Source organism: Micromonospora sp. NPDC049257 (assembly GCF_040678915.1).
Classification (GTDB): domain Bacteria; phylum Actinomycetota; class Actinomycetes; order Mycobacteriales; family Micromonosporaceae; genus Micromonospora; species Micromonospora antibiotica.
In genome coordinates, this window is the sequence record NZ_JBFAQU010000003.1 from 326,325 (window position 1) to 349,094 (window position 22,770).

Below are 22,770 nucleotides of genomic sequence, written 5' to 3' on the forward strand. Positions count from 1 at the left end.
TCAGCTCTTCTCCTTCTTCGCGCCGTAACGGCTGCGCGCCTGCTTGCGGTTGCGGACACCCTGGGTGTCCAGCGAACCGCGGACGATCTTGTAACGCACGCCGGGGAGGTCCTTCACCCGGCCGCCGCGGACGAGCACGATCGAGTGCTCCTGCAGGTTGTGACCCACGCCCGGGATGTAGGCGGTCACCTCGATCTGGCTGCTGAGCTTGACACGAGCGACCTTGCGGAGCGCCGAGTTCGGCTTCTTGGGGGTGGTGGTGTACACGCGGGTGCACACACCGCGCCGCTGAGGGGATCCCTTCAGCGCCGGGGTCTTGGTCTTGGTCGTCTTGGCCTGGCGGCCCTTTCGGACCAGCTGCTGAATGGTGGGCACCGGGTTTCTCCGCTCCCTTCGGCCGCTCACGCGACCGCGCCGTCTGCTCGTTAGCCGACCTGATGGCCGACTCTCCTACATTCCGACCGGGACCACCTCACGGAAGTCCCGGCACCCGCGGTCGGGCGTGTCGCCCGATTCACGGTTCCAGCGCGGTCGCTCGCGCGCGCACCGGATTTCTGTCACCGGCGCGTGGTCGTCCGCACGCCGGGTCCTGGGCTGTGTCGTACGGCCGCGTGATCTCCGGACCGATCCGGATCCCGCGCACGCACGAGTTGCCCGGGCATGCCCGGGCGCAAGGGGAAAGAGTACCTACCACAGCCTCGCAGGTCAAAACGGGCTGGTCCGCCGGGTCTCAGATCCCCGTCGGCCACGCCGTACGCCCTGGCTGCTCGCCCGTGGCGGGCCCCTAGGACCTCCAGTGTACCGGCTGCCGCGTGCCGCAGCCCGTCACCCCCGGGCGACGGGGGTCACGCCAGCTGCACCAGCAACGCCAGCCCCAACCCCAGCAGGCTGAGCACCAGCCCCACCCCGCCACAACTGATCCCGGCCGTGGCCAGGCCCCGACCGGTGAACCGCACCGCCGGCGGTGGCGCGGCCCGACGGATCTGCCGACGGGCCAGCAACCCGGCGACGATCGCCGCCGCGCCGGCCAGCGCGCCCGGCACGGTGAACGCGCCGGCCGCCCAGGCCCCGCCGAGCTGCGCCCCCCCGACCCCGAAGCAGATCACCAGGAACGACACCAGGATCGACACCACCCCGGCGATCAGCGACCCCACCGCCGGGCCGGAGGTGACCGCCGGAACGTCGAGGTGGACCACCGCGAAGGGTGTGCCGGGGACCGGTTCGACCCGCTTCGGGGGGCGCGGGGCGTCCGGTGGCGGTGGGGGCAGCGGCCCGGGTCGGTGCCCCGAGGACGCCGGCCAGCCCGCCCCGGCCGGCTGTCCCGGGTACGACCCGGGCGACATCCCCGACGACCCCGCCCCGGGATACGACCCACCCGGCCCCGGGTAGGCGCCGCCCGGCGGTGGGTGGGACAGCGGGCCCCGCAGTGATCCGCCAACTGCCGGAAACGGCCCGGCGGCGGAGGGGGCTGGCTGGACCGGCGGTGGGGCGTACCCGATCGGAGCGGCCTCCGGCGGGATGCCGGTGCCGTGGACGGGCCCGGGGACCGACGGTGCCCCCCAGGGGCCGGCGGACCACGGATCGGGCCGGTCGGGTGCCCCGGAGTCGTTGCCGGGACCCGGGGAGCCGGCGGGCGGTCCGCCCGGGTCGCCTCCCGACGGCGGCGCCGGTTCCGTCACGGGGTCCTCCTGTCGCGATGTGGGGTCCACCGTCACGCGACGGACACCGGCCAGGCTACCGCCGCCGCGCACCGCGGGTGCCCCCTGCCGGATCATCACCCCGACGGGTCAGTCGACGTTCGGCGCGAAGTCCTGCCCGTAGGGGGACCCGGCCAGCCGGACCACGCCGATCACCACCAGTGTCACCACCGCGACCGCGACCAGCACCAGGCCCGCCCAGGCCAACCGCTCCCCCCGCCGCAGCCAGGCCGCGCCGGTGAGGAAACCACCCGAGGCGTACGCCTCCCGGCGGGCCTGCCGGGCCAACTGGAGGGCGATCGTGGCGGGCACCACCCCACCGACGAAGAGCCCGGTCAACGCCCCGATCAGCCCGAGCGCGAAGACGGCCCGCGCCTTCGTGGCGCGCACCGGGTCGGGGTCGAGTGGATGACGTGGCGGCTGGTGCGCCACCGGCACCTGCCCCGCAGCGGTCGTCATGCCCACCATCATGCCCGGCCGACGGCCGTACCGGGCACTCCCCCGGCGGGCCCGATGGCGGGTCCCGCCGGGCCCCGGAAACGACGAAGGCCCCCGGCGTGCTGCCGGGGGCCTTCGTCAGAGCTTGCTCAGCGGTACGACCCGAAGTCGAAGTCGTCCAGCGGAACTGCCTGGCCGCTGGCCGGCCCGAAGCCGTAGTCGGTCTCCGGGTAGCCGGTCATCGAGTAGACCTTGGCCTTCGCCTCCTCGGTCGGCTCGACCCGGACGTTGCGGTACTTGCTGATGCCGGTACCGGCCGGGATGAGCTTACCGATGATCACGTTCTCCTTGAGGCCGACCAGCGAGTCGCTGCGCGAGTTGATCGCCGCGTCGGTCAGCACCCGGGTGGTCTCCTGGAAGGAGGCCGCCGAGAGCCAGGAGTCGGTGGCCAGCGAGGCCTTGGTGATACCCATCAGCACCGGACGACCGGCGGCGGGCTCGCCACCCTCGCCGACGAGCCGGCGGTTCTCCGACTCGAACAGCGCCCGGTCGACCAGCACGCCCGGCAGGAACTCGGTCGAGCCGGAGTCGATGACCGTCACCCGCTTGAGCATCTGGCGGATGATGATCTCGATGTGCTTGTCGTGGATGAGCACACCCTGCGAGCGGTAGACCTCCTGGACCTCCTGGGTCAGGTGGACCTGGACCGCCCGCGGACCCATGATCCGCAGCAGCTCGTGCGGGTCGATGGTGCCCTCGGTGAGCTTCTCGCCGACCGCGACGTGGTCCCCGTCGTGGGTCCGCAGCCGGACCCGCTTGGAGATCTTGTCATAGACGATCTCCTCGCTGCCGTCGTCGGGCACCACGATGATCTTGCGGGACCGCTCGCCGTCCTCGATCCGGACCCGACCCGGGGTGTCGGCGATGGGCGCCTTGCCCTTCGGGATCCGGGCCTCGAAGATCTCCTGCACACGCGGCAGACCCTGGGTGATGTCCTCACCCGCGACGCCACCGGTGTGGAAGGTACGCATCGTCAGCTGGGTACCCGGCTCACCGATCGACTGGGCGGCGATGATGCCGACCGCCTCGCCGACGTCCACGGTCTTGCCGGTCGGCAGCGAGCGGCCGTAGCACGCACCGCAGACGCCCAGCTTCGACTCGCAGGTGAGCACGCTGCGCACCCGGACCGTCTCCACCCCGGCGGCGACGATCTTGTCGACCCCGATGGAGTTGATGTCCTGACCCCGGTGGGCCACCACGGTGCCGTCCGGCCCCTTGATGTCGTCGGCCAGGGTACGGGCGTGCACGCTGGTCTCGGCGTGCTCGTGCACGACCAGCCGGCCACCCTCCAGACGCTCGCCGATCTGCATCGGGATCGCCCGGTCGGTGCCGCAGTCCTCCTCGCGGATGATCACGTCCTGCGAGACGTCCACCAGACGACGGGTCAGGTAACCCGAGTCGGCGGTACGCAGCGCGGTGTCGGCCAGACCCTTACGGGCACCGTGGGTGGAGATGAAGTACTCCAGCACGGACAGACCCTCCCGGTAGCTGGCCTTGATCGGCCGCGGGATGATCTCGCCCTTCGGGTTGGCCACCAGACCACGGATCGCCGCGATCTGCCGGAGCTGGAGCAGGTTACCGCGGGCACCCGAGTTGATCATCTTCCACAGTGGGTTCTCCTGCGGCAGCGCGGTGTCCATCTCCTTGGCGACCTCGTTGGTCGCCTTGGTCCAGATCTCGATGAGTTCGCCGCGACGCTCCTCGGCGGTCATCAGACCACGCTGGTACTGCTTGTCGATCCGGTCGGCTTCCGCCTCGTACTTCGCCAGGATCTCCGCCTTGCGCGGCGGCGCGATGACGTCCTCCATGCCGATGGTGACGCCGGACCAGGTGGCCCAGTGGAAGCCGGCCTCCTTGAGCCCGTCCAGGGTGGCGGCCAGCGCCACCTTCGGGAAGCGCTCGGCGAGGTCGTTGACGATCGCGGAGAGCTGGCCCTTGCGGATCTCGTAGTTCACGAACCGGTAGCCCTGCGGCAGCGTCTCGTTGAACAGGACCCGCCCCAGCGTGGTCTCCACGGTCAGCGGCTGACCCTCGACCCAGCCCTCGGGGGCGACCCAGGGCTCGCCGCCGTTGCCGTTGTCGACACCGATCACGTCCCGCAACCGGATCTTGACCGGGGTCTGCAGGTGCAGCTCGCCCGCGTCGAAGGCCATCCGCGCCTCGGCGTCCGAGCTGAACGCCCGACCCTCACCGATGCCACCCGGGGTCAGGTGGGTGAGGTGGTAGAGACCGATGACCATGTCCTGGGTGGGCATGGTGACCGGCTTGCCGTCGGCCGGCTTGAGGATGTTGTTCGACGACAGCATCAGGATCCGCGCCTCGGCCTGGGCCTCGGCCGACAGCGGCACGTGCACCGCCATCTGGTCACCGTCGAAGTCGGCGTTGAACGCGGTGCAGACCAGCGGGTGGATCTGGATCGCCTTGCCCTCGACCAGCTGCGGCTCGAACGCCTGGATACCCAGGCGGTGCAGGGTCGGCGCGCGGTTGAGCAGCACCGGGTGCTCGCCGATGACCTCTTCCAGCACGTCCCACACGACCGGGCGCTGCCGCTCGACCATCCGCTTGGCGGACTTGATGTTCTGCGCGTGGTTGAGGTCGACCAGCCGCTTCATCACGAACGGCTTGAACAGCTCCAGCGCCATCTGCTTGGGCAGGCCGCACTGGTGCAGCTTCAGCTTGGGGCCGACCACGATGACCGAACGGCCGGAGTAGTCGACGCGCTTGCCGAGCAGGTTCTGCCGGAACCGGCCCTGCTTGCCCTTGAGCATGTCGGACAGCGACTTGAGCGGGCGGTTACCCGGACCGGTGACCGGCCGGCCCCGACGGCCGTTGTCGAACAGCGCGTCGACGGCCTCCTGGAGCATCCGCTTCTCGTTGTTGACGATGATCTCGGGGGCGCCGAGGTCGATCAGCCGCTTGAGCCGGTTGTTCCGGTTGATCACACGGCGGTACAGGTCGTTGAGGTCGGAGGTCGCGAAGCGGCCACCGTCGAGCTGCACCATCGGGCGCAGGTCCGGCGGGATGACCGGGACGCAGTCCAGCACCATGCCCAGCGGCGAGTTGCGGGTGTTCAGGAACGCCGCGACGACCTTCAGCCGCTTGAGCGCGCGGATCTTGCGCTGGCCCTTGCCGGAGCGGATGGTCTCGCGCAGGCTCTCGGCCTCGGCGTCGAGGTCCATGTTCTGGACCAGCGCCTTGATGGCCTCGGCACCCATGCCGCCGGTGAAGTACTCGCCGAACCGGTCACGCAGCTCGCGGTAGAGCAGCTCGTCGGTGACCAGCTGCTTCGAGTCGAGCTTGCGGAAGGTGTCGAGGACCTCGTCGAGGCGGTCGATCTCGCGCTGGGCCCGGTCGCGGATCTGGCGCATCTCGCGCTCTCCGCCCTCCTTGACCTTGCGCCGGACGTCCGCCTTGGCACCCTCGGCCTCCAGCTCGGCCAGGTCGGCCTCGAGCTTCGCGGCCCGCTTCTCGATCTCCGAGTCGCGGCTGTTCTCGGACTGCCGCTTCTCGGCGAGGATCTCGTTCTCGATCGTCGAGAGGTCACGGTGACGCGCCTCGGCGTCCACGCTCGTCACGACGTACGAGGCGAAGTAGATGATCTTTTCGAGGTCCTTGGGGGCGAGGTCCAGCAGGTAGCCCAGCCGGCTCGGGACGCCCTTGAAGTACCAGATGTGGGTCACCGGAGCGGCCAGCTCGATGTGCCCCATCCGCTCACGGCGGACCTTGGACCGGGTCACCTCGACGCCACAGCGCTCACAGATGATGCCCTTGAACCGGACCCGCTTGTACTTACCGCAGTAGCACTCCCAGTCCCGCTGAGGGCCGAAGATCTTCTCGCAGAAGAGCCCGTCCTTCTCCGGCTTGAGGGTGCGGTAGTTGATCGTCTCAGGCTTCTTGACCTCACCGTGCGACCACTGGCGGATGTCATCCGCGGTCGCGAGGCCGATACGCAGCTCGTCGAAGAAGTTGACGTCGAGCACTATGTCCCCTATGTCGTCGTCTGTACAGCTAGATCACGGGCGGGGGTGGGGGCCGGCCGACTCGCGTCGGACTCACGCCTGACCGCCCGAACGAATCGGCCGACCCCCACCGCCACCACCTACACCTCTTCGACCGAGCTCGGCTCGCGCCGGGACAGGTCGATGCCCAGCTCCTCCGCGGCCCGGAACACCTCGTCGTCGGTCTCGCGCATCTCCAGGGCCACCCCGTCGCTGCTGAGCACCTCGACGTTCAGGCACAGCGACTGGAGCTCCTTGAGCAACACCTTGAACGACTCCGGGATGCCCGGCTCGGGGATGTTCTCGCCCTTGACGATCGCCTCGTAGACCTTGACCCGGCCCAGGACGTCGTCGGACTTGATGGTCAGCAGTTCCTGCAGGGCGTAGGCGGCGCCGTACGCCTGCATGGCCCAGCACTCCATCTCACCGAAACGCTGGCCACCGAACTGCGCCTTACCACCCAGCGGCTGCTGCGTGATCATCGAGTACGGACCGGTCGAACGCGCGTGGATCTTGTCGTCGACCAGGTGGTTGAGCTTCAGGATGTAGATGTAACCGACCGCGATCGGGTCGGGCAGCGGCTCGCCGGAACGACCGTCGAACAGCTGCGCCTTGCCGGAGGAACCGATCAGCTGCTTGCCGTCCCGGTTGGGCAGGGTCGACGAGAGCAGACCGGAGATCTCCTCCTCGCGGGCACCGTCGAAGACCGGCGTGGCCACGTTGGTGTCCGGCTCGGACTCGTGCGCCTCGATCGACCGGAGCTGACGCTTCCAGTCGGTGTCGTCGCCGTCCACGCTCCAGCCCGTCTTGGCCACCCACCCGAGGTGGGTCTCCAGGACCTGGCCGATGTTCATCCGGGACGGCACACCCAGCGGGTTCAGCACGATGTCGACCGGGGTGCCGTCCTCCAGGAACGGCATGTCCTCGATCGGCAGGATCTTCGAGATGACACCCTTGTTGCCGTGCCGGCCGGCGAGCTTGTCGCCGTCCTGGATCTTGCGCTTCTGGGCGACGTACACCCGGACCAGCTCGTTGACGCCCGGCGGCAACTCGTCGCCGTCCTCGCGGGAGAAGGTCCGCACCCCGATGACCGTGCCGGTCTCGCCGTGCGGCACCTTCAGCGAGGTGTCCCGGACCTCACGCGCCTTCTCGCCGAAGATCGCGCGGAGCAGCCGCTCCTCCGGGGTCAACTCGGTCTCGCCCTTCGGCGTGACCTTGCCGACCAGGATGTCGCCGGGGACGACCTCCGCGCCGATCCGGATGATGCCGCGCTCGTCGAGGTCGGCGAGCATCTCCTCGCTGACGTTCGGGATGTCCCGGGTGATCTCCTCCGGGCCGAGCTTGGTGTCCCGGGCGTCGACCTCGTGCTCCTCGATGTGGATCGAGGTGAGCACGTCCTGCTGCACGAGGCGCTGCGACAGGATGATCGCGTCCTCGTAGTTGTGGCCCTCCCAGCACATGAACGCCACCAGCAGGTTGCGTCCGAGCGCCATCTCGCCCTCGTCGGTGCACGGACCGTCGGCGATGACCTGGCCGGCCTCGACGCGGTCGCCCTCGAAGACGACCGGCTTCTGGTTGACGCAGGAGCCGGCGTTGGAGCGGCGGAACTTGTGCAGCAGGTACGTCCGGCGGTGGCCGTCGTCCTGGTGGATGGTGATGTAGTCGGCGCAGAGATCCTCGATCATGCCACCGACCTCGGCCACCACCACGTCACCGGCGTCGACCGCGGCACGGTATTCCATGCCGGTGCCCACCAGCGGCGACTCCGCCTTGACCAGCGGCACCGCCTGACGCTGCATGTTGGCGCCCATCAGCGCGCGGTTGGCGTCGTCGTGCTCCAGGAACGGGATCATCGCGGTCGCGACCGAGGTCATCTGCCGCGGCGACACGTCCATGTAGTCGACGGCACCGGGGACCACGTCCTCGGTCTCGCCACCCTTACGGCGACACAGCACCCGGTCCTCGGCGAACGTGCCGTCCGCCTTGAGCGGCGCGTTGGCCTGCGCCTTGACGAACCGGTCCTCCTCGTCCGCGGTCAGGTAGTCGATCTGGTCGGTGACCCGACCCTCGACGACCTTCCGGTACGGCGTCTCGATGAAGCCGAACGGGTTGACCCGGGCAAAGGTGGACAGCGCGCCGATCAGGCCGATGTTCGGGCCTTCCGGCGTCTCGATCGGGCACATCCGGCCGTAGTGGGACGGGTGCACGTCACGGACCTCGAAGCCGGCCCGCTCCCGGGACAGACCACCCGGGCCGAGCGCGCTCAGCCGCCGCCGGTGGGTCAGGCCCGCCAGCGGGTTGGTCTGGTCCATGAACTGGGACAGCTGCGACGTACCGAAGAACTCCTTGATCGCCGCCACCACCGGGCGGATGTTGATCAGGGTCTGCGGCGTGATCGCCTCGACGTCCTGGGTGGTCATCCGCTCGCGGACGACCCGCTCCATCCGGGAGAGACCGACCCGGACCTGGTTCTGGATCAGCTCGCCCACGGTACGCAGGCGACGGTTGCCGAAGTGGTCGATGTCGTCGGCCTCGTAGCCGTCCTCACCGGCGTGCAGCCGGCAGAGGTACTCCACGGTGGCGACGACGTCGTCCTCGGTCAGCGTGCCCGTGGTGATCGGCACGCTGAGCTCGAGCTTCTTGTTGAACTTGTAGCGCCCGACCTTGGCGACGTCGTACCGCTTCGGGTTGAAGAAGAGGTTGTCGAGCAGGGTCTGGGCGTTCTCGCGGGTCGGCGGCTCGCCAGGGCGGAGCTTGCGGTAGATGTCGAGCAGGGCCTCGTCCTGGCCGGCGATGTGGTCCTTCTCGAGCGTGGTCATCATCAGCTCGGACCAGCCGAACTTCTCGCGGATCTGCTCGGCGGACCAACCGATGGCCTTGAGCAGGACCGTGACGGCCTGCCGGCGCTTACGGTCGATGCGGACGCCGACCGTGTCACGCTTGTCGATGTCGAACTCCAGCCAGGCACCCCGGCTGGGGATGACCTTGACGCTGGAGAGGTCGCGGTCGGAGGTCTTGTCCGGCTCCTTGGAGAAGTACACGCCCGGAGACCGGACGAGCTGGCTGACCACGACGCGCTCGGTGCCGTTGATGATGAAGGTGCCCTTGGGCGTCATCATCGGGAAGTCACCCATGAACACCGTCTGGCTCTTGATCTCGCCGGTGGTGTTGTTGGTGAACTCCGCCGTCACGAACAGCGGGGCGCAGTAGGTCAGGTCCTTCTCCTTGCACTCCTCGATCGAGGCCTTGACCTCGTCGAAGCGCGGTGCCGAGAAGGACAGCGACATGGTGCCGGAGAAGTCCTCAATGGGACTGATCTCGTCGAGGATTTCCGCGAGACCCGAGCGTGCGTGCGGGTCGTCCGCCGACCGGCCCTGCCAAGCCTCGTTGCCGACGAGCCAGTCGAAGGACTCGTTCTGGATGGCAAGGAGGTTGGGGACCTCGAGGTGTTCGGTGATCCTGCCGAAAGAAACTCGGCGGGGAGCGAAAGCGCTCGACGTACGACTGGTCTTCGCAGGGCGGGAAGCTGCCAAGATGCGTCCTTCCGAGGACCGGTGCTGCAGAACGGCTGGTACGCGTGCACTCCAATGACCCCACCAGAAATATCCGTAACCGGACATTTCCGAGCAGGGGTCAAGTCGGAAGGCAGCGCAAACTAGCAGTGTAGCCGAGAGGCTAACCGCTGTCCAGCCCATCCCGCAGGTCGTCGCGGAACGTGCCTCGGCACCCCGGAAAACCGGGGTCGCACCGGCCGCTCGGAACGCGAGTTCCTGTCGGGCCGCTCGGATGCAGCGGCTGCTGGTACTGCCGCAGCCAATACCCAAGAGGTGGCCGTCGCAAGCGCGGAAGGTCTTGCTGGTGTCAGCGTGCCTGGCAGGTCGGGGCCACGTCAAGAGCCTGCTTCCGGCTGCTCGGCGGGTTTCCCACGGACGGGCTACCCGCCAGAGTCCCCACCGCATCACGCACCGGGTGCGAACACCCTGCTCACGCCACTGATACCCGGAGTCACCAAGCATGACGGGCGGTGATCCGTTGTCGGATCACCGCCCGTTCAGTTTGCGGTGTGCCACGGCTCACGTGAGCCGGCCCCCGCCAAGGTCGACCCGAGGTCGACCTCAGGTCACTTGAGGGTGACCTTGGCGCCTTCGCCCTCGAGCTTGGCCTTGGCCTTCTCGGCGGTCTCCTTGTTGACCTTCTCCAGGATCGCCTTCGGGGCGGCCTCGACCGCGTCCTTGGCCTCCTTGAGGCCCAGGCCGGTCAGCTCACGCACGACCTTGATGACCTGGATCTTCTTGCCACCGTCGGCCTCGAGGACGACGTCGAACTCGTCCTTCTCCTCCTCGACCGGAGCGGCGGCGGCGCCACCGGCACCACCGGCAGCGGCAACCGCGACCGGGGCGGCGGCGGTGACCTCGAAGGTCTCCTCGAACTGCTTCACGAACTCAGAGAGCTCGATCAGCGTCATCTCCTTGAACGCGTCGAGCAGCTCGTCGGTGCTGAGCTTCGCCATGTCTGGCGTCCTTTCTCGCAATGAAAATTAAGAACGTGGTGCGCCGGGAGGGCCTCAGGCCGCCTCGGCGCCCTCCTGCTCGCGCTTCTTGTCCGCCAGGGCGGCCGCCGCACGGGCGGCCTTGGAGAGCGGTGCCTGGAACAGGGCTGCGGCCTTGCTCAGGTTGCCCTTCATCGCGCCGGCCAGCTTGGCCAGCAGCACCTCACGGGACTCCAGGTCGGCGAGCTTCGTGACCTCGGCCGCGGAAATGGCCTTGCCCTCGAAGACACCGCCCTTGATGACGAGCTTCGGGTTGGCCTTCGCGAAGTCGCGAAGACCCTTCGCCGCCTCGACGACGTCGCCCGAAACGAAAGTCAGCGCGGTAGGACCGGTGAACAGCTCGTCGAGGCCGGAGATGCCCGCCTCGGTCGCGGCACGCTTTGCCAGCGTGTTCTTCGCGACCGTGTAGGTGGTCTCCTTGCCGAGCGAGCGCCGCAGCTGGGTGAGCTGGGAAACCGTCAGACCACGGTACTCGGTGAGCACCGCAGCGCCCGAGGTACGGAAGCTCTCGGTCAGCTCAGCGACGGCCGTGGCCTTGTCGGCCCGGATCGGCTTGTCCGCCATGTCCCTCCTCTCTCGTTACTCGGAGCTGGTCGCCGTCGGGGAGCACAAGGCCCTGCGACGGCGCCGAAGGCGTCACGACAACGAAAAAGCCCCGGCGCAGGGCGCGCGGGGCGAGGACCGGAGCGATCACCATGGTCGGCAGACCACGGGGAGGAACCGTATTACGCTTACCGCCCTGCGCGGGTCGCCCGTCGTCGCGGAGCCTTCGACCGTGCCGGAGCACGGTGACCAGCGGTCTCTGGGTGGAACTACCGGCCCAGGTTACGCGACACGTCCACCCATCGCCAAATCGCCCCCACCCGCCCTCTCGCCCCACCCCCAGCCCCGGCTGGGTGCCGGCAGGTCGGGAGCAGTGCGGGGTCGAGCAACAACGGCCCGACCAGACCGAGCCGGATCAGGAGAAGGCCGCGCCGAGCCAACCACGTCAGGCCACGTCGAGCCGGATCAGGACAGGGCCGCGCCGACCCCAGCCACGTCAGGCCGCGTAGGCCGGGTGAAGCCATGACACGCCGGACCAGATCGGGCCCCACCCCGCACGTCAGGCCGCGTCGGACCAGGCGGAGCCATGACACGCCGGACCAGATCGGACCCCACCACGCCCCGCCACGGTGGGTGGGTGGTCGGCGGACGGTCAGGGGATCGCTGCCTCCAGGTCCGGGTCAGGGGCGGGTCCGCCGCCACCAGGCGTAGCCGGTCAACGCCACCCCGGCCCAGGCGAGCGCCCAGCCGGAGAGCAGCAGGGCGGTGCCGGCCGGCAGGGAGCCGGCGAGCGCCCGGGCAGTGGTCAGCACCGGCGGCACCAGCCAGGGCGCCACGGAGCCGCGCAGGCCCAGTGCCAGGGTGCCGACCGCACCCACCGCGAGCACCGCGACGCCGTAGCCGGCGGTGCGGGTCAGCGCCCGGCTCGCCAGCGCGCCCAGGGCCACCGCCGGCAGCAGGGCGAGCAGGTGGGCCCAGAGCCCGAGCGCCAGTGCCGCCACCACCGGCAGGTCACCCGGGCCCGGCGTGGTCACCCCGCCGACCAGCCACGGGAATCCCAACGCCACCAGCACCGTGCCCACCCCGGCGACCAGGGCCGCGAGCAGCCCGGCGATCCACTCGCGGGCCGGCCCCACCGACACCATGGCCAGCCGGCGCTGCACGTCCGGTTCGACGTCCAGCAGGATCTTGGCCTGCCAGGCCAACACCGGAAAGAGCACCACGGCGCTGACGCCGTACGCCTCCGCCGGCCGGGCCCGGCCGCCGCCGTACAGGATGCCGAGGGTGAGTAGGCCGGCCAGCACCGGTGCCAGCGCCCGCCCGGTACGCAGGAAGCCGGCCAGCCGCATCCGGACCAGCGCGCTCACCGGGCCACCTCCCCGGGCCGGCCACTGCGCGCCGGGTCGGCTGTCGACCCGGCGTCAGGAGGCGGGGCGCCCACCGACGGCTCCGCCGCCCCCGCAGGCCCACCGGTGGCCGGGGCCCCGGCCCGCCCCGGAGACGGGTCAGCCACCGACGAGGACGGGACGGGTGTGGGCGGCACGAGCACCGGCGTGGGCGGGGTGGCAGGTTCGCGTACCCGCAGGATGTGGTGGCCGTCGGCGCGCAACCGGGCGACGGTGCCGGCCACCCGCGCGGCCGGCACCGCGACCTCGACCACGGCGACGGCCGCATCGCCGCTGGCCGCCTCCTCGGTGACCAGTCCGTCGGCCACCGTCCAGTGCCGGGCGCCGGGGAGCCGGACCGTCTCGCCGCGGTGGTCACTGACCAGGACCGCTCCCCCGTCGGCCAGCACCTCGTCGATCAGCTCGGGGACCAGGCCCCGGGCGGCCGAGTCCAGCCCCTCCCAGGGCTCGTCGAGCACCAGCAGGCCCGGGGTGCGCAGCATCGCCTGAGCCAGGCCCACCTTCTGCGCGGTGCCCTTGGACAGGTCGGGCAGGCGGACCTCGCGGAACGGGGTCAGCCCCAACCGGTCGGTCCACCGGTCGACGGCCCGGTCGGTGTCGGCCCGGCCGAGGCCGGCGACCCGGCCCATGGCGGTCAGATAGCGGGTCACCGTGCAGGGCTGGTCGGCGGGGAACCGCTCGGGCACCCAGCCGACGTGCCGGGGCCGGTCGACCACCCGGCCCCGGGCCGGCCGCAGCACCCCCGCGCAGAGTTGCAGCAGGGTCGACTTGCCGGCCCCGTTGCGGCCGAGCACCACCGCCACCTCGCCCGGGTCGAGCCGGGCCGTGACGCCGCGCAGCACCCACGGGCCGCCCCGGCCGTATCGAAGCCGGACGTTCTCCAGTCGCATGGGAGGAGCCTGCCACAGTGCGACATGCGGAAGGGCCCCGCCACTGTCCGTGGCGGGGCCCTTCGCGGGAGAAGCCGGGCTCAGCCCTCGGCGCCGGTCTCCTGGAGGTTCTTCACCACGTTCGGGTCGACCGGGACACCCGGACCCATGGTGGTGGCCAGGGTGACCTTCTTGAGGTACTTGCCCTTGGCCGCGGACGGCTTGGCGCGCAGGACCTCGTCGAGCACCGCGGCGTAGTTGTCGATCAGCTGGGTCTCGGAGAACGAGGCCTTGCCGATGATCAGGTGGAGGTTGGAGTGCTTGTCCACCCGGAAGGTGATCTTGCCGCCCTTGATGTCCGAGACGGCCTTGGTGACGTCCATGGTCACCGTGCCGGTCTTCGGGTTCGGCATCAGGCCGCGCGGGCCCAGGATCCGCGCGATCCGGCCGATCTTGGCCATCTGGTCCGGAGTGGCGATCGCCGCGTCGAAGTCCAGCCAACCGCCCTGGATCCGGGCGACCAGCTCGTCCGTGCCCACCTCGTCGGCACCGGCGGCGACGGCCTCCTCGGCCTTCGCGCCGGCGGCGAAGACGATCACGCGGGCGGTCTTACCGGTGCCGTGCGGCAGGTTGACCACGCCGCGGACCATCTGGTCCGCCTTGCGGGGGTCGACGCCGAGGCGCATGGCGACCTCGACCGTGGCGTCGAACTTGGCGCTGGTGGTGTCCTTGGCGAGCTTGACCGCCTCGGCCGGGGTGTAGAGCTTCGACTTGTCGACCGCCTCGGCGGCCTTGCGGTACGTCTTGCTGCGCTGCATCTCGGGTTACTCCTGTGGTCTCTGGCGGGCCGCGGGTGACGCGCGCCCTCCCACGAACTGATCTTGGGGACCGACCGGGGTCAGTCGTTGACGACGATGCCCATCGACCGGGCGGTGCCGGCGATGATCTTCGCAGCCTGGTCGATGTCGTTGGCGTTGAGGTCGACCATCTTCTTCTCGGCGATCTCGCGCACCTGGGCCTGGCTCACCGAGCCGACCTTCTGGCTCTGCGGCACACCGGAACCCTTGTCGACGCCGGCGGCCTTGAGCAGCAGCCGGGCGGCGGGCGGGGTCTTCAGGACGAAGGTGAAGGACCGGTCCTCGTACACGCTGATCTCGGCGGGGACGATGTCGCCCCGCTGGGCCTCGGTCTGCGCGTTGTAGGACTTGCAGAACTCCATGATGTTCACGCCGTGCTGACCGAGCGCGGGGCCCACCGGCGGAGCCGGAGTCGCCTGGCCCGCCTTCAGCTGAAGCGTGAACGTCTTGACGAGCTTCTTCTTCGGAGGCATGTCACTTCCTGGGGCTTGGAACTGGGAAAGGTGCCGGCCACGGGCGCGCACGGTCAGCGCGGTACCACAGCGACGACGTTCAAGAGTAGCGCAGCGCCCGACAGCGCCCCGCGCCGAGGTCCGCGCCGGGGGTAACGACGTCGCCGGCGGCGGGCTGCTGCCCCACCGCCGGCGACGAACGTCGTCAGATCTTGGCGACCTGGTTGAAGTTCAGCTCGACCGGGGTCTCCCGGCCGAAGATCGACACCAGCACCTTGAGCTTCTGCTGGTCGGCGTTGATCTCGCTGATCGTCGCCGGCAGCGAGGCGAACGCCCCGTCGGTGACGGTGACCGAGTCGCCCACCTCGAAGTCGAGGACCCTGATCTCGGGCTTGGCCTTCTTCTGCTCGGTCTCCACCGCCGGAGCCAGCCACTTGAGCACCTCGTCGAGGCTCAACGGTGCCGGCCGGTCGGCCCGGTCGGTCGCCCCCACGAAGCCGGTGACCCCCGGCGTGTTGCGCACACACGAGTAGGACTCCGCGGTCAGCTCCATCCGGACCAGGATGTAACCGGGGAAGACCTTGGCCTGGATCTGGGAACGCTTGCCGTTCTTGACCTCGACCTCTTCCCGGGTCGGCACCTCGACCTGGTAGATGAACTCCTCCATGTCGAGGGAGGTGATCCGGGTCTCGAGGTTGGTCTTGACCTTGTTCTCGTAACCGGCGTACGAGTGCACCACGTACCAGTCGCCGGGCGCGTAGCGCAGCTTCTGGCGCAGCTCGGCGACCGGGTCGTAGTCCTCGTCCGGCTCGGGCTCCGTGGTCGGGAACTCCGGCTCGCTGGCGGCCTCGACCGACTCGTCACTCGCCGCCGTCGCGACCGTGGACTGGTCGTCCGTGGTCCCGGCGGTCTCGTCGTACTCAGGCACGCTTGCTCACTTCCGTCACTATCGGCTCAGTCGGCCGGTCAGCTGGGGCTGCCGAAGACCCACAGCACGCCCTTCGCGAAGGCGAAGTCGAGAAGGCCCACGATCGTCAGCATCACCGCGACGAAGGTGACCACCACAGCGGTGTAGGTCAGCAGTTCCTTGCGGGTCGGCCAGATGACCTTACGCAGCTCGGCGACGACCTCGCGGAAGAAACGCGCGATGCGGGCGAACGGCCCCACCCGGTCGGTCTCGGACCGGGTCTTCGGCTTGCTGTCGGCAGCACCCGCACGGGTCCGCGACCGGGTCGCGGTGCCGCCCCGGGATACCGGCTCGTCCGCGTCGGTGGCGTCGTCGTCGGGGGCGTCGTTGTCGGCGGTCACCTCGTCGACGACCTCGTCGCGCTCGTCGCGCAGACCGTCGTCGCCGGCGTCCTCGCCGCGCCGCTTGCTCTCGGCCACTTCGCCCTCCGTCGCGGGATGTCGGTTCGTACGCCGGGAGGCGTACGCGGCGCTGGTCACGCCGGCCGGACCAACCGTCCCGCGACGGGCCGCGGCCGGCGGACCGGACGAAGGGCCCCGGGTCGCCCCGGAACCACCCCGCCGATGCCACCACCACGGGCCGGACGCCGCCTTGCGGCGGCGCGACCCACGGGAACGGTCAGGCCTGAGGCGCAGGGGTGACAGGACTTGAACCTGCAGCCTGCGGTTTTGGAGACCGCTGCTCTGCCAATTGAGCTACACCCCTGTGCGGCAACGCTCTCCCCACCCGACCTGCACGGCCGGGCAGGGGTCACTTGCCCCACGGCGGACCAGTGTACGGGTAGCGCCCCGACTTTCCCAACCGGTCCCGCCCGGTACGTTTCGACAGGCCGTCAGCCGGTCGTCCGCACGACCGCCCGCGCCTGCGAAAGGATCTTCTCCTCACCGCACCGGGCGGTCACATCGAGCCTGGTCAGCCCGGCTTCGGTGACCTCCTTGACCACCGCGTCCACGGTGATCTCGGTGCCCTCGTCGTCGTCCGGGACGACCACCGGCCGGGTGAAGCGCACCCCGAACTCGACCACCGCGTCGGGTGCGCCGGCCCACTCGGTGACCGCCCGACCGACCAGCGCCATGGTGAACATGCCGTGGGCGATCACCCCGGGCAGACCCACCCTGGTGGCGGTCCGGTCGTTCCAGTGGATCGGGTTGAAGTCGCCCGAGGCGCCCGCGTAGCGGACCAGGTCCGCCCGGGTCACCCGGAACGTCCGGGTCGACAGTTCCACGTCAGGACTCCCCACGTACGACGAGCTTGGACCAGACGGCGACCACCGGCTCACCGGCCGAGGTGGTCACGTCGGTGCGGGTGGTCAGGAAGGCGTGCCCACCCCGGTTGCTGATCTCCTCGATGGTGTTCACGCAGACCAGCTCGTCCCCGGCCACCACCGGCCGGGTGTACGCGAAGCGCTGGTCGCCGTGGACCACCCGGCTGTAGTCGACCCCGAGCGCCGGATCGTCGACGATCTGCTGGCTGGCGGCCATGGTGATCAGGACCGGGAAGGTGGGCGGGGCGACCACGTCCGGGTGGCCGAGGGCACGGGCCGCCGCCGGGTCGTGGTGGGCCGGCTCGGTCGCTCCGATGGCGGTGGCGAACTCGCGGATCTTTTCTCGGCCCACCTGGTAGGGGGCGGTCGGCGGATACGTCCGGCCGACGAAGGACGGGTCCAGGGACATGCCGCCGAACCTACACGGGACGCACGAACGCCGACCCGTACGGGCAGGCGGCTGTGAAGGCCGCGCCATCCGTGCGGATCGGCGTCCGGGGTGATCGCTTGCGGACCGGGCCGGCCGGTGGCCGGCCGAGGGTCAGCGGGTCTCGCGGTGGGCGGTGTGCTTGCCGTCCCGGGGGCAGAACTTCTTCAGCTCGATGCGGTCCGGGTCGTTACGGCGGTTCTTACGCGTGATGTAGTTGCGCTCCTTGCACTCCACACACGCCAGAGTGATCTTCGGCCGGACATCGGTCGCCTTCGCCACGGCGGAGTGCCTTCCTCGCTACGGATATCAACTACAGCGCATCAGCCTACGCGGAAGATGCCTGGACATGCAAAGTGGGCGCCTATGGCGCCCGTCCCACTCACCACCGGGGATGAGCCCGGAGGACGAGAGTAGCGGTGGCCGGAATTGAACCGGCGACACAGCGATTATGAGCCGCTTGCTCTGCCATCTGAGCTACACCGCCGAGGCGGATCCCAAAGGACCCTCTGAGCCCCCTTACGGAATCGAACCGTAGACCTTCTCCTTACCATGGAGACGCTCTGCCGACTGAGCTAAGGGGGCCTACCCGATCACCCCGGAGGGCGTCGCGCAGGGGATACATTACACGGCACCGCGCCGGGGGTGAAATGGGATCCCCCGATACCGCGTCGGCACAGCTCAGGGCACTACGCGGAGCCTCGGCAGCTCATCCGCGCCGGTCGCCTCCTGGTCCGCCTGGGCACCGAACCAGGCCTCCAACCGCTCGTACGGCAGCGGCCGGCTGAACAGGAAGCCCTGCCCGATCTCGCAGCCGATGTCCTGGAGGAGTTCGAGGGTCAGCTCGCTCTCCACCCCCTCGGCCACCACGGACAGGCCGAACTGCTGGGACAGCGACACCACCGCGTTGACGATCGCCAGGTCCCCGGGGTCGGTCGCCATGCCCTGCACGAACGACTGGTCGACCTTCACCTCGTGCACCGGCAGCCGGCGCAGCTGGGCCAGCGACGAGTTGCCGGTGCCGAAGTCGTCGACCGCCAGCCGGACGCCGAGGTCCCGCAGCCGGCGCAGGGTGGGGATGGGCCGCTCGGTGCCGTCCAGCACCGCCGCCTCCGGGATCTCGACGGTCAGCAGCTGCGGCGGGACGCCGTACTCGGTCAGCAGCTCCCCCACCCGGTCCGGGAAGTGCCGGTCGGTCAGCGAACGGGCGGCGATGTTGACCGCCACCGCCAGCGGCTGCCCGGTGTGGCTCCAGTCCCGGCTGCGGCGCAGCCCCTCGCGCAGCACGAACTCGGTGAGCCGACCCAGCTGGCCGGTGTGCTCGGCCACCGCGACGAAGTCCTCCGGGGAGACCGTGCCGTGCGCCGGATGCTCCCAGCGGGCCAGGCACTCCACCCCGAGCAGGCGACGGTCCCGCAGGGTCACCTTCGGCTGGAAGTAGACCTCCAGCTCCCCCTCGTCGAGAGCGCGACGCAGGTCACCGGCGAGCCCGAGCCGGCGCAGCGACCGCGACTCCAGCGCCGGGTTGAACAGCTGCACGCTGCCCGGCACCGCCTTGGCCGCGGTGGCCGCCAGGTCGACCCGTTGCAGCAGCACGGCGGCGTCACTGCCGTGATCCGGATGCACGGTCACCCCGACGGCGGTGTCCACGTCGAGGGTGAGCGCGTCGAAGACCATCTCGTCGCGGATCTGCTCGCGGAGCTGGCCGGCCAGCTCCAGGGCCGCCTCGGCGTTCTCCAGCCGCAGCGTCACCAGGAACTCGTCGCCCCCGGCCCGACCCACCAGGGCCGACGACGGGGCGCAGGCGCGCAACCGCTCGGCCACCTCGACGAGGACCTTGTCCCCCGCCGCGTGCCCCAACGACTCGTTGACCTGCCGCAGCCCGTCCACGTCGAAGAGCAGCACGGCGACCACCTCGCCCGGCGCGCGGATCTTGACCGCCTCGGCCAGCGCGGCGGTGATCCGCCGCCGGTTGGGCAGGCCGGTCAGCGCGTCGTGGTAGGCGTCGTGCCGCAGCCGGTCGACCAGCCGGGAATTCTCCAGGGCGACGGCGGCGTGCGCGGCGACGGTCTCGAAGACGGGGATGTCGCTCGTGGTGAAGTGGCCGATGTCGCTGAGCCGGTTGGTCACCTCCAGGGTGCCGATCACCGCCTGGCCGGACCGCAACGGCACCACGATGGCGTCCTTGACCTGCTGGGCGCCCACCTCACGACGCAGCGCGGTGTCGTCGCCGAGCAGTCGGCCGATGGACAGCGTCTTGCCCAGCTCACGGGCCTGTTCCCGGAAGACCGTCGGGGTGGGTGCGACGTCGAGCAGGCCCGGGGTGTCGACCCGGGCGGTCAGCAGCACCTCGGGGTGCCGGCGCTGGGCGGGCAGCCAGAGGGTGGCGTACTCGGCCTGCATCAGGCCCCGTACCCGGTCCAGGAGGATGTCGGCGATCGCCCCCTCGGCGCTGTTGGTGAGCAACCGGGTCAGGTCGTACATGCCGGTGAGGGTGCGGTGCTGCCGGAAGAACTGCGAGTAGGAGCGGTAGACCTGGAACAACGCCGCGAACAACGCGGCCAGCAGCAGCGCCGACCACCAGGTGGTCTTCAACGCGATCAGGACGAGCAGGCCGACCGAGGCGTTGATGGAGGTGGTGAGGAAGACCGACGGCGCGGTACGCAGCGCCTCCCGGCCGGCCTGCCAGCCCTGGAGCAGTACGTGCACCCCGGCCACCGAGAGCAGACTGACCAGAGTGATGGTGTTGACCGCCAGGAACAGGCTGCCCCAGGTCCCCGGCCCGACCCCCTTGATCGGGGGCAGGGCCAGCAGGAGCAGCCCGGCCAGCGAGGTGGCCGCCGCCGCTTTCGCGACGTTGAACCACAGCTTGGCCGGAGCGAACCGGTGCGACGCGCTCCAGATCAGCACGGAGAGCGTGTAGATCAGCACCACCGTCAGCGGTGGCAGGAAGAAGAGCGCGACGACGAGGGGCACCTCGGTCAACGTCACCCCGACCGACTGCCGCCGGACGATCACGTTGAGAACCGGGATGCTGATCCCCGTCATCGCCACGAAGAGCACGAACGCCAAGCCCCACTCCCCGAACTCGGGAAGCAGGACACCGATCGCGGTGCTGAAGACGATGGCCAGCAAGGCCAAGGGGGCGGTGATGAACCAGGCGCGTTCGGTGGACTTACGCCGCTGATCTCGGCTGGCCATGCGCCACCCTCTCCCTGAGAGACGTCACCCCCAGTACACCGGGAGCGGGGACGACGCGGGGGCTTAGCGCGCGCCGCCCATCGTCCAGACGACGTCCGCCATTTGCGCGCTGCCGTCGATGGACTGAACGCCGGCTACGGCGAGTCCACCGAGGATGGTGGCGAGCACGAGGAGCGAGCCAAACAGCCGGCCCAGCCTTCGACCAGACATGATTGCTCCTGTCGAGAGAGTGTTCACGGGGGATGGTGGAGGTTCCACGATCGTGCCACACCTCGGGTACCCAGAAAAGCGGGGAGAGCGGCGCTGGTCCGAGCAGCGGAGAGGTTCCGCCGTTCGGACCACCGCCGTCACCTCCCCGTGCCAGATCAGCGGCACCAGGACGGGTAACAGCCTCCACGAATCGCCCAATGTCACTATCGACGCAAACCCGATCTTTAACGGCGCGGGGCCGCTGCCCGGGCGGCAGGGCGACCGTCGTATTCGAGGGTCGCGACGACTGCTCCCGGAACCGTCACATCGATCACCATAGCTCATTTCGTCAGGTACGGAAGCGGCCTGTCGGGAGTCGACGGACTCCGCACCAGATCAACGACAAAACGCGCTAACGGTGGCGAGCTGGCGCGAGCAGGCGAAACACCCGCCAGAGGCGGTCGGACCCCGTGATGTCGCACCCCGATGGTGTCGTGAATCCATGACATCGCAGACACCGGTGACGCCGGTGATCGAGGAACGGGCGGTCCAGCCCTACGTGGGGATCCGACGCACGGTGACGATGGGGACCATCGGCGATGCCGCGGATGCCCTGTCGGACCTGTTCGGCTGGCTGGCGGCGCAGGGGATCGCCCCGGCCGGCCCGGACTTCCTGCGCTACCACGTGATCGACATGGCGCGGGAGCTTGAGGTCGAGGCGGGGGTGCCGGTCCCGGCCGACGCGCAGATCACGGTCGAGACGCCCATGCGGACCGGCGTGCTGCCGGCCGGCCGCTACCTCACCACCACCCACGTCGGCGACCCCGACGAACTGGTCGCGGTGACCGGGGCGTTCCTGGAGTGGGCGGAGCGCAACGGGTTGCGCTGGGACGTCAGCGACACCGGGGCGGGCGAGCACTGGGGCTGCCGGCTGGAGATCTACCACCTCGGCCCGGACGACGACCCGGACCGGAGCACGTGGAAGACGCAGCTGGCCTTCCGACTGGCGGACTGACGAGGACAGGTGGACCATCCGTACGCCATCCGCACAGCACCACTGCTATCAGGCAATTTGCAGTATCTGCCGCTTTACTTGAATTTCGGGCCAGGGTTTTCAAGTACGGCGAGCTACTGCGAGAAGCGGATGGCTCGCCGGGTGGTTATCCCGGAGACAACGTCGGCGTGACGGCGGACCATGTGCCGGTGCAACCAGACGATGTGCTCACCCGCCTCCAGGAGGCCGCCGTCCTGTGGAGCGTCGGGTCGGGCACGCCGGCCGAGGTGGTCGAGGCGGCCTGCGACTGCCTGATAGCGGGGGTGGACAGCCCGACGCTTCGGATCCTTGCGGGCATTTCGGCCGATCCAGGCGGCGAGAGCGACGAACTACGTCGGTGGCTCGGGGATACGCTGGCGGAACTCTCGCTGACCTTCTTCCCGCAGGGCAGCCGGGCGGGTGAGGACGAAGCCGTCCGGATCATGGCCCGCCGGTTGCTCGACCGGACGATCACCGCCCGCGCCCTCACCTCCTGGGCGTACGGGTTCATCACCCGGGACGGGACTCCGCTGGCGGCCGGGCTCATCGACCTTGAGTACGCGTACGAGATCGTCGAGGCCGTCGTCCACGACGGGCAGCCGTACCCGGACGATGCGGCTGCCGGAGTCGATGCGGACGTGGTCGCCGAAGCGCGGCGGCTGATCGGCGGCACAGCGGAGAACGACTGAGCCACCGCCGTCAGCCGAGTTGCCGCCTCGACGTCCGTGGTGTTCCGGCCGCCAGGGACTCCGCCCGGCCGCGCTGCTCGCACCGCGACCAGGGGATACCTGGGATGGTTTGGGGGTATGTCGGGGGTTAT

Annotated in this window: 20 protein-coding genes and 3 tRNA genes; 2 read left to right on the plus strand and 21 right to left on the minus strand. The window is 69.8% G+C overall.

Annotation, left to right across the window (positions count from 1 at the left end; genetic code table 11):
* From rpsL to AB0K25_RS07835, 21 genes are all read right to left on the minus strand, one after another.
* Nucleotides 1-375, minus strand: coding sequence for a 30S ribosomal protein S12 (rpsL, locus tag AB0K25_RS07735; RefSeq protein WP_007465318.1), 375 nt, complete (start codon nt 373-375; stop codon nt 1-3).
* Nucleotides 376-845: 470 nt separating this feature from the next.
* The gene (locus tag AB0K25_RS07740) at nt 846-1,268 is read right to left on the minus strand and encodes a hypothetical protein (protein ID WP_208568321.1); all 423 of its coding nucleotides are present in this window, start codon (nt 1,266-1,268) and stop codon (nt 846-848) included.
* Nucleotides 1,269-1,787: 519 nt separating this feature from the next.
* Nucleotides 1,788-2,156: a hypothetical protein gene (locus AB0K25_RS07745; protein WP_208568209.1), complete on the minus strand. Its 369-nt coding sequence runs from the start codon at nt 2,154-2,156 to the stop codon at nt 1,788-1,790.
* Between the two features lie 128 nt (nt 2,157-2,284).
* Nucleotides 2,285-6,175 (minus strand): DNA-directed RNA polymerase subunit beta', encoded by a 3,891-nt coding sequence (locus AB0K25_RS07750; protein ID WP_208568210.1) that lies wholly within the window; start codon nt 6,173-6,175, stop codon nt 2,285-2,287.
* Between the two features lie 119 nt (nt 6,176-6,294).
* The gene (locus AB0K25_RS07755) at nt 6,295-9,726 is read right to left on the minus strand and encodes a DNA-directed RNA polymerase subunit beta (protein WP_208568211.1); all 3,432 of its coding nucleotides are present in this window, start codon (nt 9,724-9,726) and stop codon (nt 6,295-6,297) included.
* A gap of 587 nt (nt 9,727-10,313) precedes the next feature.
* Nucleotides 10,314-10,703 (minus strand): 50S ribosomal protein L7/L12, encoded by a 390-nt coding sequence (gene rplL / locus AB0K25_RS07760; protein ID WP_091276487.1) that lies wholly within the window; start codon nt 10,701-10,703, stop codon nt 10,314-10,316.
* A 54-nt stretch (nt 10,704-10,757) separates the two neighbouring features.
* Entirely contained in the window at nt 10,758-11,306 is a 549-nt protein-coding gene (gene rplJ / locus AB0K25_RS07765) for a 50S ribosomal protein L10 (RefSeq protein WP_088644793.1), read from the minus strand.
* A 659-nt stretch (nt 11,307-11,965) separates the two neighbouring features.
* Nucleotides 11,966-12,652: a hypothetical protein gene (locus AB0K25_RS07770; RefSeq protein WP_357537867.1), complete on the minus strand. Its 687-nt coding sequence runs from the start codon at nt 12,650-12,652 to the stop codon at nt 11,966-11,968.
* Nucleotides 12,649-13,581, minus strand: a complete 933-nt coding sequence (locus AB0K25_RS07775) for an ABC transporter ATP-binding protein (protein WP_363819087.1) — start codon at nt 13,579-13,581, stop codon at nt 12,649-12,651. The genes AB0K25_RS07770 and AB0K25_RS07775 overlap by 4 nt, the downstream gene beginning before the upstream one ends.
* An 80-nt stretch (nt 13,582-13,661) precedes the next feature.
* The gene (rplA, locus tag AB0K25_RS07780; RefSeq protein ID WP_208568214.1) at nt 13,662-14,378 is read right to left on the minus strand and encodes a 50S ribosomal protein L1; all 717 of its coding nucleotides are present in this window, start codon (nt 14,376-14,378) and stop codon (nt 13,662-13,664) included.
* Between the two features lie 80 nt (nt 14,379-14,458).
* On the minus strand, nt 14,459-14,890 hold the full coding sequence (gene rplK, locus AB0K25_RS07785) for a 50S ribosomal protein L11 (protein WP_208568215.1): 432 nt from the start codon (nt 14,888-14,890) through the stop codon (nt 14,459-14,461).
* A gap of 184 nt (nt 14,891-15,074) precedes the next feature.
* Entirely contained in the window at nt 15,075-15,797 is a 723-nt protein-coding gene (gene nusG, locus AB0K25_RS07790) for a transcription termination/antitermination protein NusG (protein WP_219464749.1), read from the minus strand.
* Nucleotides 15,798-15,835: 38 nt separating this feature from the next.
* Complete coding sequence (gene secE, locus AB0K25_RS07795) at nt 15,836-16,255, minus strand: preprotein translocase subunit SecE (RefSeq protein WP_219464751.1); 420 nt, start codon at nt 16,253-16,255, stop codon at nt 15,836-15,838.
* Between the two features lie 213 nt (nt 16,256-16,468).
* A tRNA-Trp gene (locus AB0K25_RS07800) sits at nt 16,469-16,541 on the minus strand.
* 127 nt (nt 16,542-16,668) lie between these two features.
* Nucleotides 16,669-17,061 (minus strand): MaoC family dehydratase, encoded by a 393-nt coding sequence (locus AB0K25_RS07805; RefSeq protein WP_219464753.1) that lies wholly within the window; start codon nt 17,059-17,061, stop codon nt 16,669-16,671.
* Nucleotide 17,062: 1 nt separating this feature from the next.
* Entirely contained in the window at nt 17,063-17,509 is a 447-nt protein-coding gene (locus tag AB0K25_RS07810; RefSeq protein WP_219464755.1) for a MaoC family dehydratase N-terminal domain-containing protein, read from the minus strand.
* Nucleotides 17,510-17,641: 132 nt separating this feature from the next.
* Nucleotides 17,642-17,809 (minus strand): 50S ribosomal protein L33, encoded by a 168-nt coding sequence (gene rpmG / locus AB0K25_RS07815; RefSeq protein WP_091242082.1) that lies wholly within the window; start codon nt 17,807-17,809, stop codon nt 17,642-17,644.
* A 132-nt stretch (nt 17,810-17,941) separates the two neighbouring features.
* A tRNA-Met gene (locus AB0K25_RS07820) sits at nt 17,942-18,014 on the minus strand.
* A 25-nt stretch (nt 18,015-18,039) separates the two neighbouring features.
* Nucleotides 18,040-18,112: transfer RNA gene (locus AB0K25_RS07825), tRNA-Thr, on the minus strand.
* A 96-nt stretch (nt 18,113-18,208) separates the two neighbouring features.
* Nucleotides 18,209-20,728, minus strand: a complete 2,520-nt coding sequence (locus AB0K25_RS07830; protein ID WP_219464757.1) for a bifunctional diguanylate cyclase/phosphodiesterase — start codon at nt 20,726-20,728, stop codon at nt 18,209-18,211.
* A gap of 63 nt (nt 20,729-20,791) precedes the next feature.
* On the minus strand, nt 20,792-20,938 hold the full coding sequence (locus tag AB0K25_RS07835) for a hypothetical protein (protein ID WP_169733070.1): 147 nt from the start codon (nt 20,936-20,938) through the stop codon (nt 20,792-20,794).
* Nucleotides 20,939-21,419: 481 nt separating this feature from the next.
* Between AB0K25_RS07835 and AB0K25_RS07840 the strand changes: the two genes are divergently transcribed.
* Both AB0K25_RS07840 and AB0K25_RS07845 read left to right on the plus strand, forming a co-directional pair.
* The gene (locus AB0K25_RS07840) at nt 21,420-21,932 is read left to right on the plus strand and encodes a GyrI-like domain-containing protein (protein ID WP_363819093.1); all 513 of its coding nucleotides are present in this window, start codon (nt 21,420-21,422) and stop codon (nt 21,930-21,932) included.
* Between the two features lie 188 nt (nt 21,933-22,120).
* The gene (locus AB0K25_RS07845) at nt 22,121-22,639 is read left to right on the plus strand and encodes a hypothetical protein (protein ID WP_219464761.1); all 519 of its coding nucleotides are present in this window, start codon (nt 22,121-22,123) and stop codon (nt 22,637-22,639) included.
* Nucleotides 22,640-22,770: the final 131 nt, after the last annotated feature.

Bases quoted from the DNA above. Each gene is read 5' to 3' on its own strand.
- rplL (WP_091276487.1), bottom strand. From the start codon at position 10,703: ATGGCGAAGCTCAGCACCGACGAGCTGCTCGACGCGTTCAAGGAGATG.
- rplJ (WP_088644793.1), bottom strand. From the start codon at position 11,306: ATGGCGGACAAGCCGATCCGGGCCGACAAGGCCACGGCCGTCGCTGAG.
- rplA (WP_208568214.1), bottom strand. From the start codon at position 14,378: ATGCAGCGCAGCAAGACGTACCGCAAGGCCGCCGAGGCGGTCGACAAG.
- AB0K25_RS07745 (WP_208568209.1), bottom strand. From the start codon at position 2,156: ATGACGACCGCTGCGGGGCAGGTGCCGGTGGCGCACCAGCCGCCACGT.
- AB0K25_RS07830 (WP_219464757.1), bottom strand. From the start codon at position 20,728: ATGGCCAGCCGAGATCAGCGGCGTAAGTCCACCGAACGCGCCTGGTTC.
- rplK (WP_208568215.1), bottom strand. From the start codon at position 14,890: ATGCCTCCGAAGAAGAAGCTCGTCAAGACGTTCACGCTTCAGCTGAAG.
- AB0K25_RS07775 (WP_363819087.1), bottom strand. From the start codon at position 13,581: ATGCGACTGGAGAACGTCCGGCTTCGATACGGCCGGGGCGGCCCGTGG.
- AB0K25_RS07835 (WP_169733070.1), bottom strand. From the start codon at position 20,938: ATGTCTGGTCGAAGGCTGGGCCGGCTGTTTGGCTCGCTCCTCGTGCTC.
- AB0K25_RS07840 (WP_363819093.1), top strand. From the start codon at position 21,420: ATGACATCGCAGACACCGGTGACGCCGGTGATCGAGGAACGGGCGGTC.
- AB0K25_RS07810 (WP_219464755.1), bottom strand. From the start codon at position 17,509: ATGTCCCTGGACCCGTCCTTCGTCGGCCGGACGTATCCGCCGACCGCC.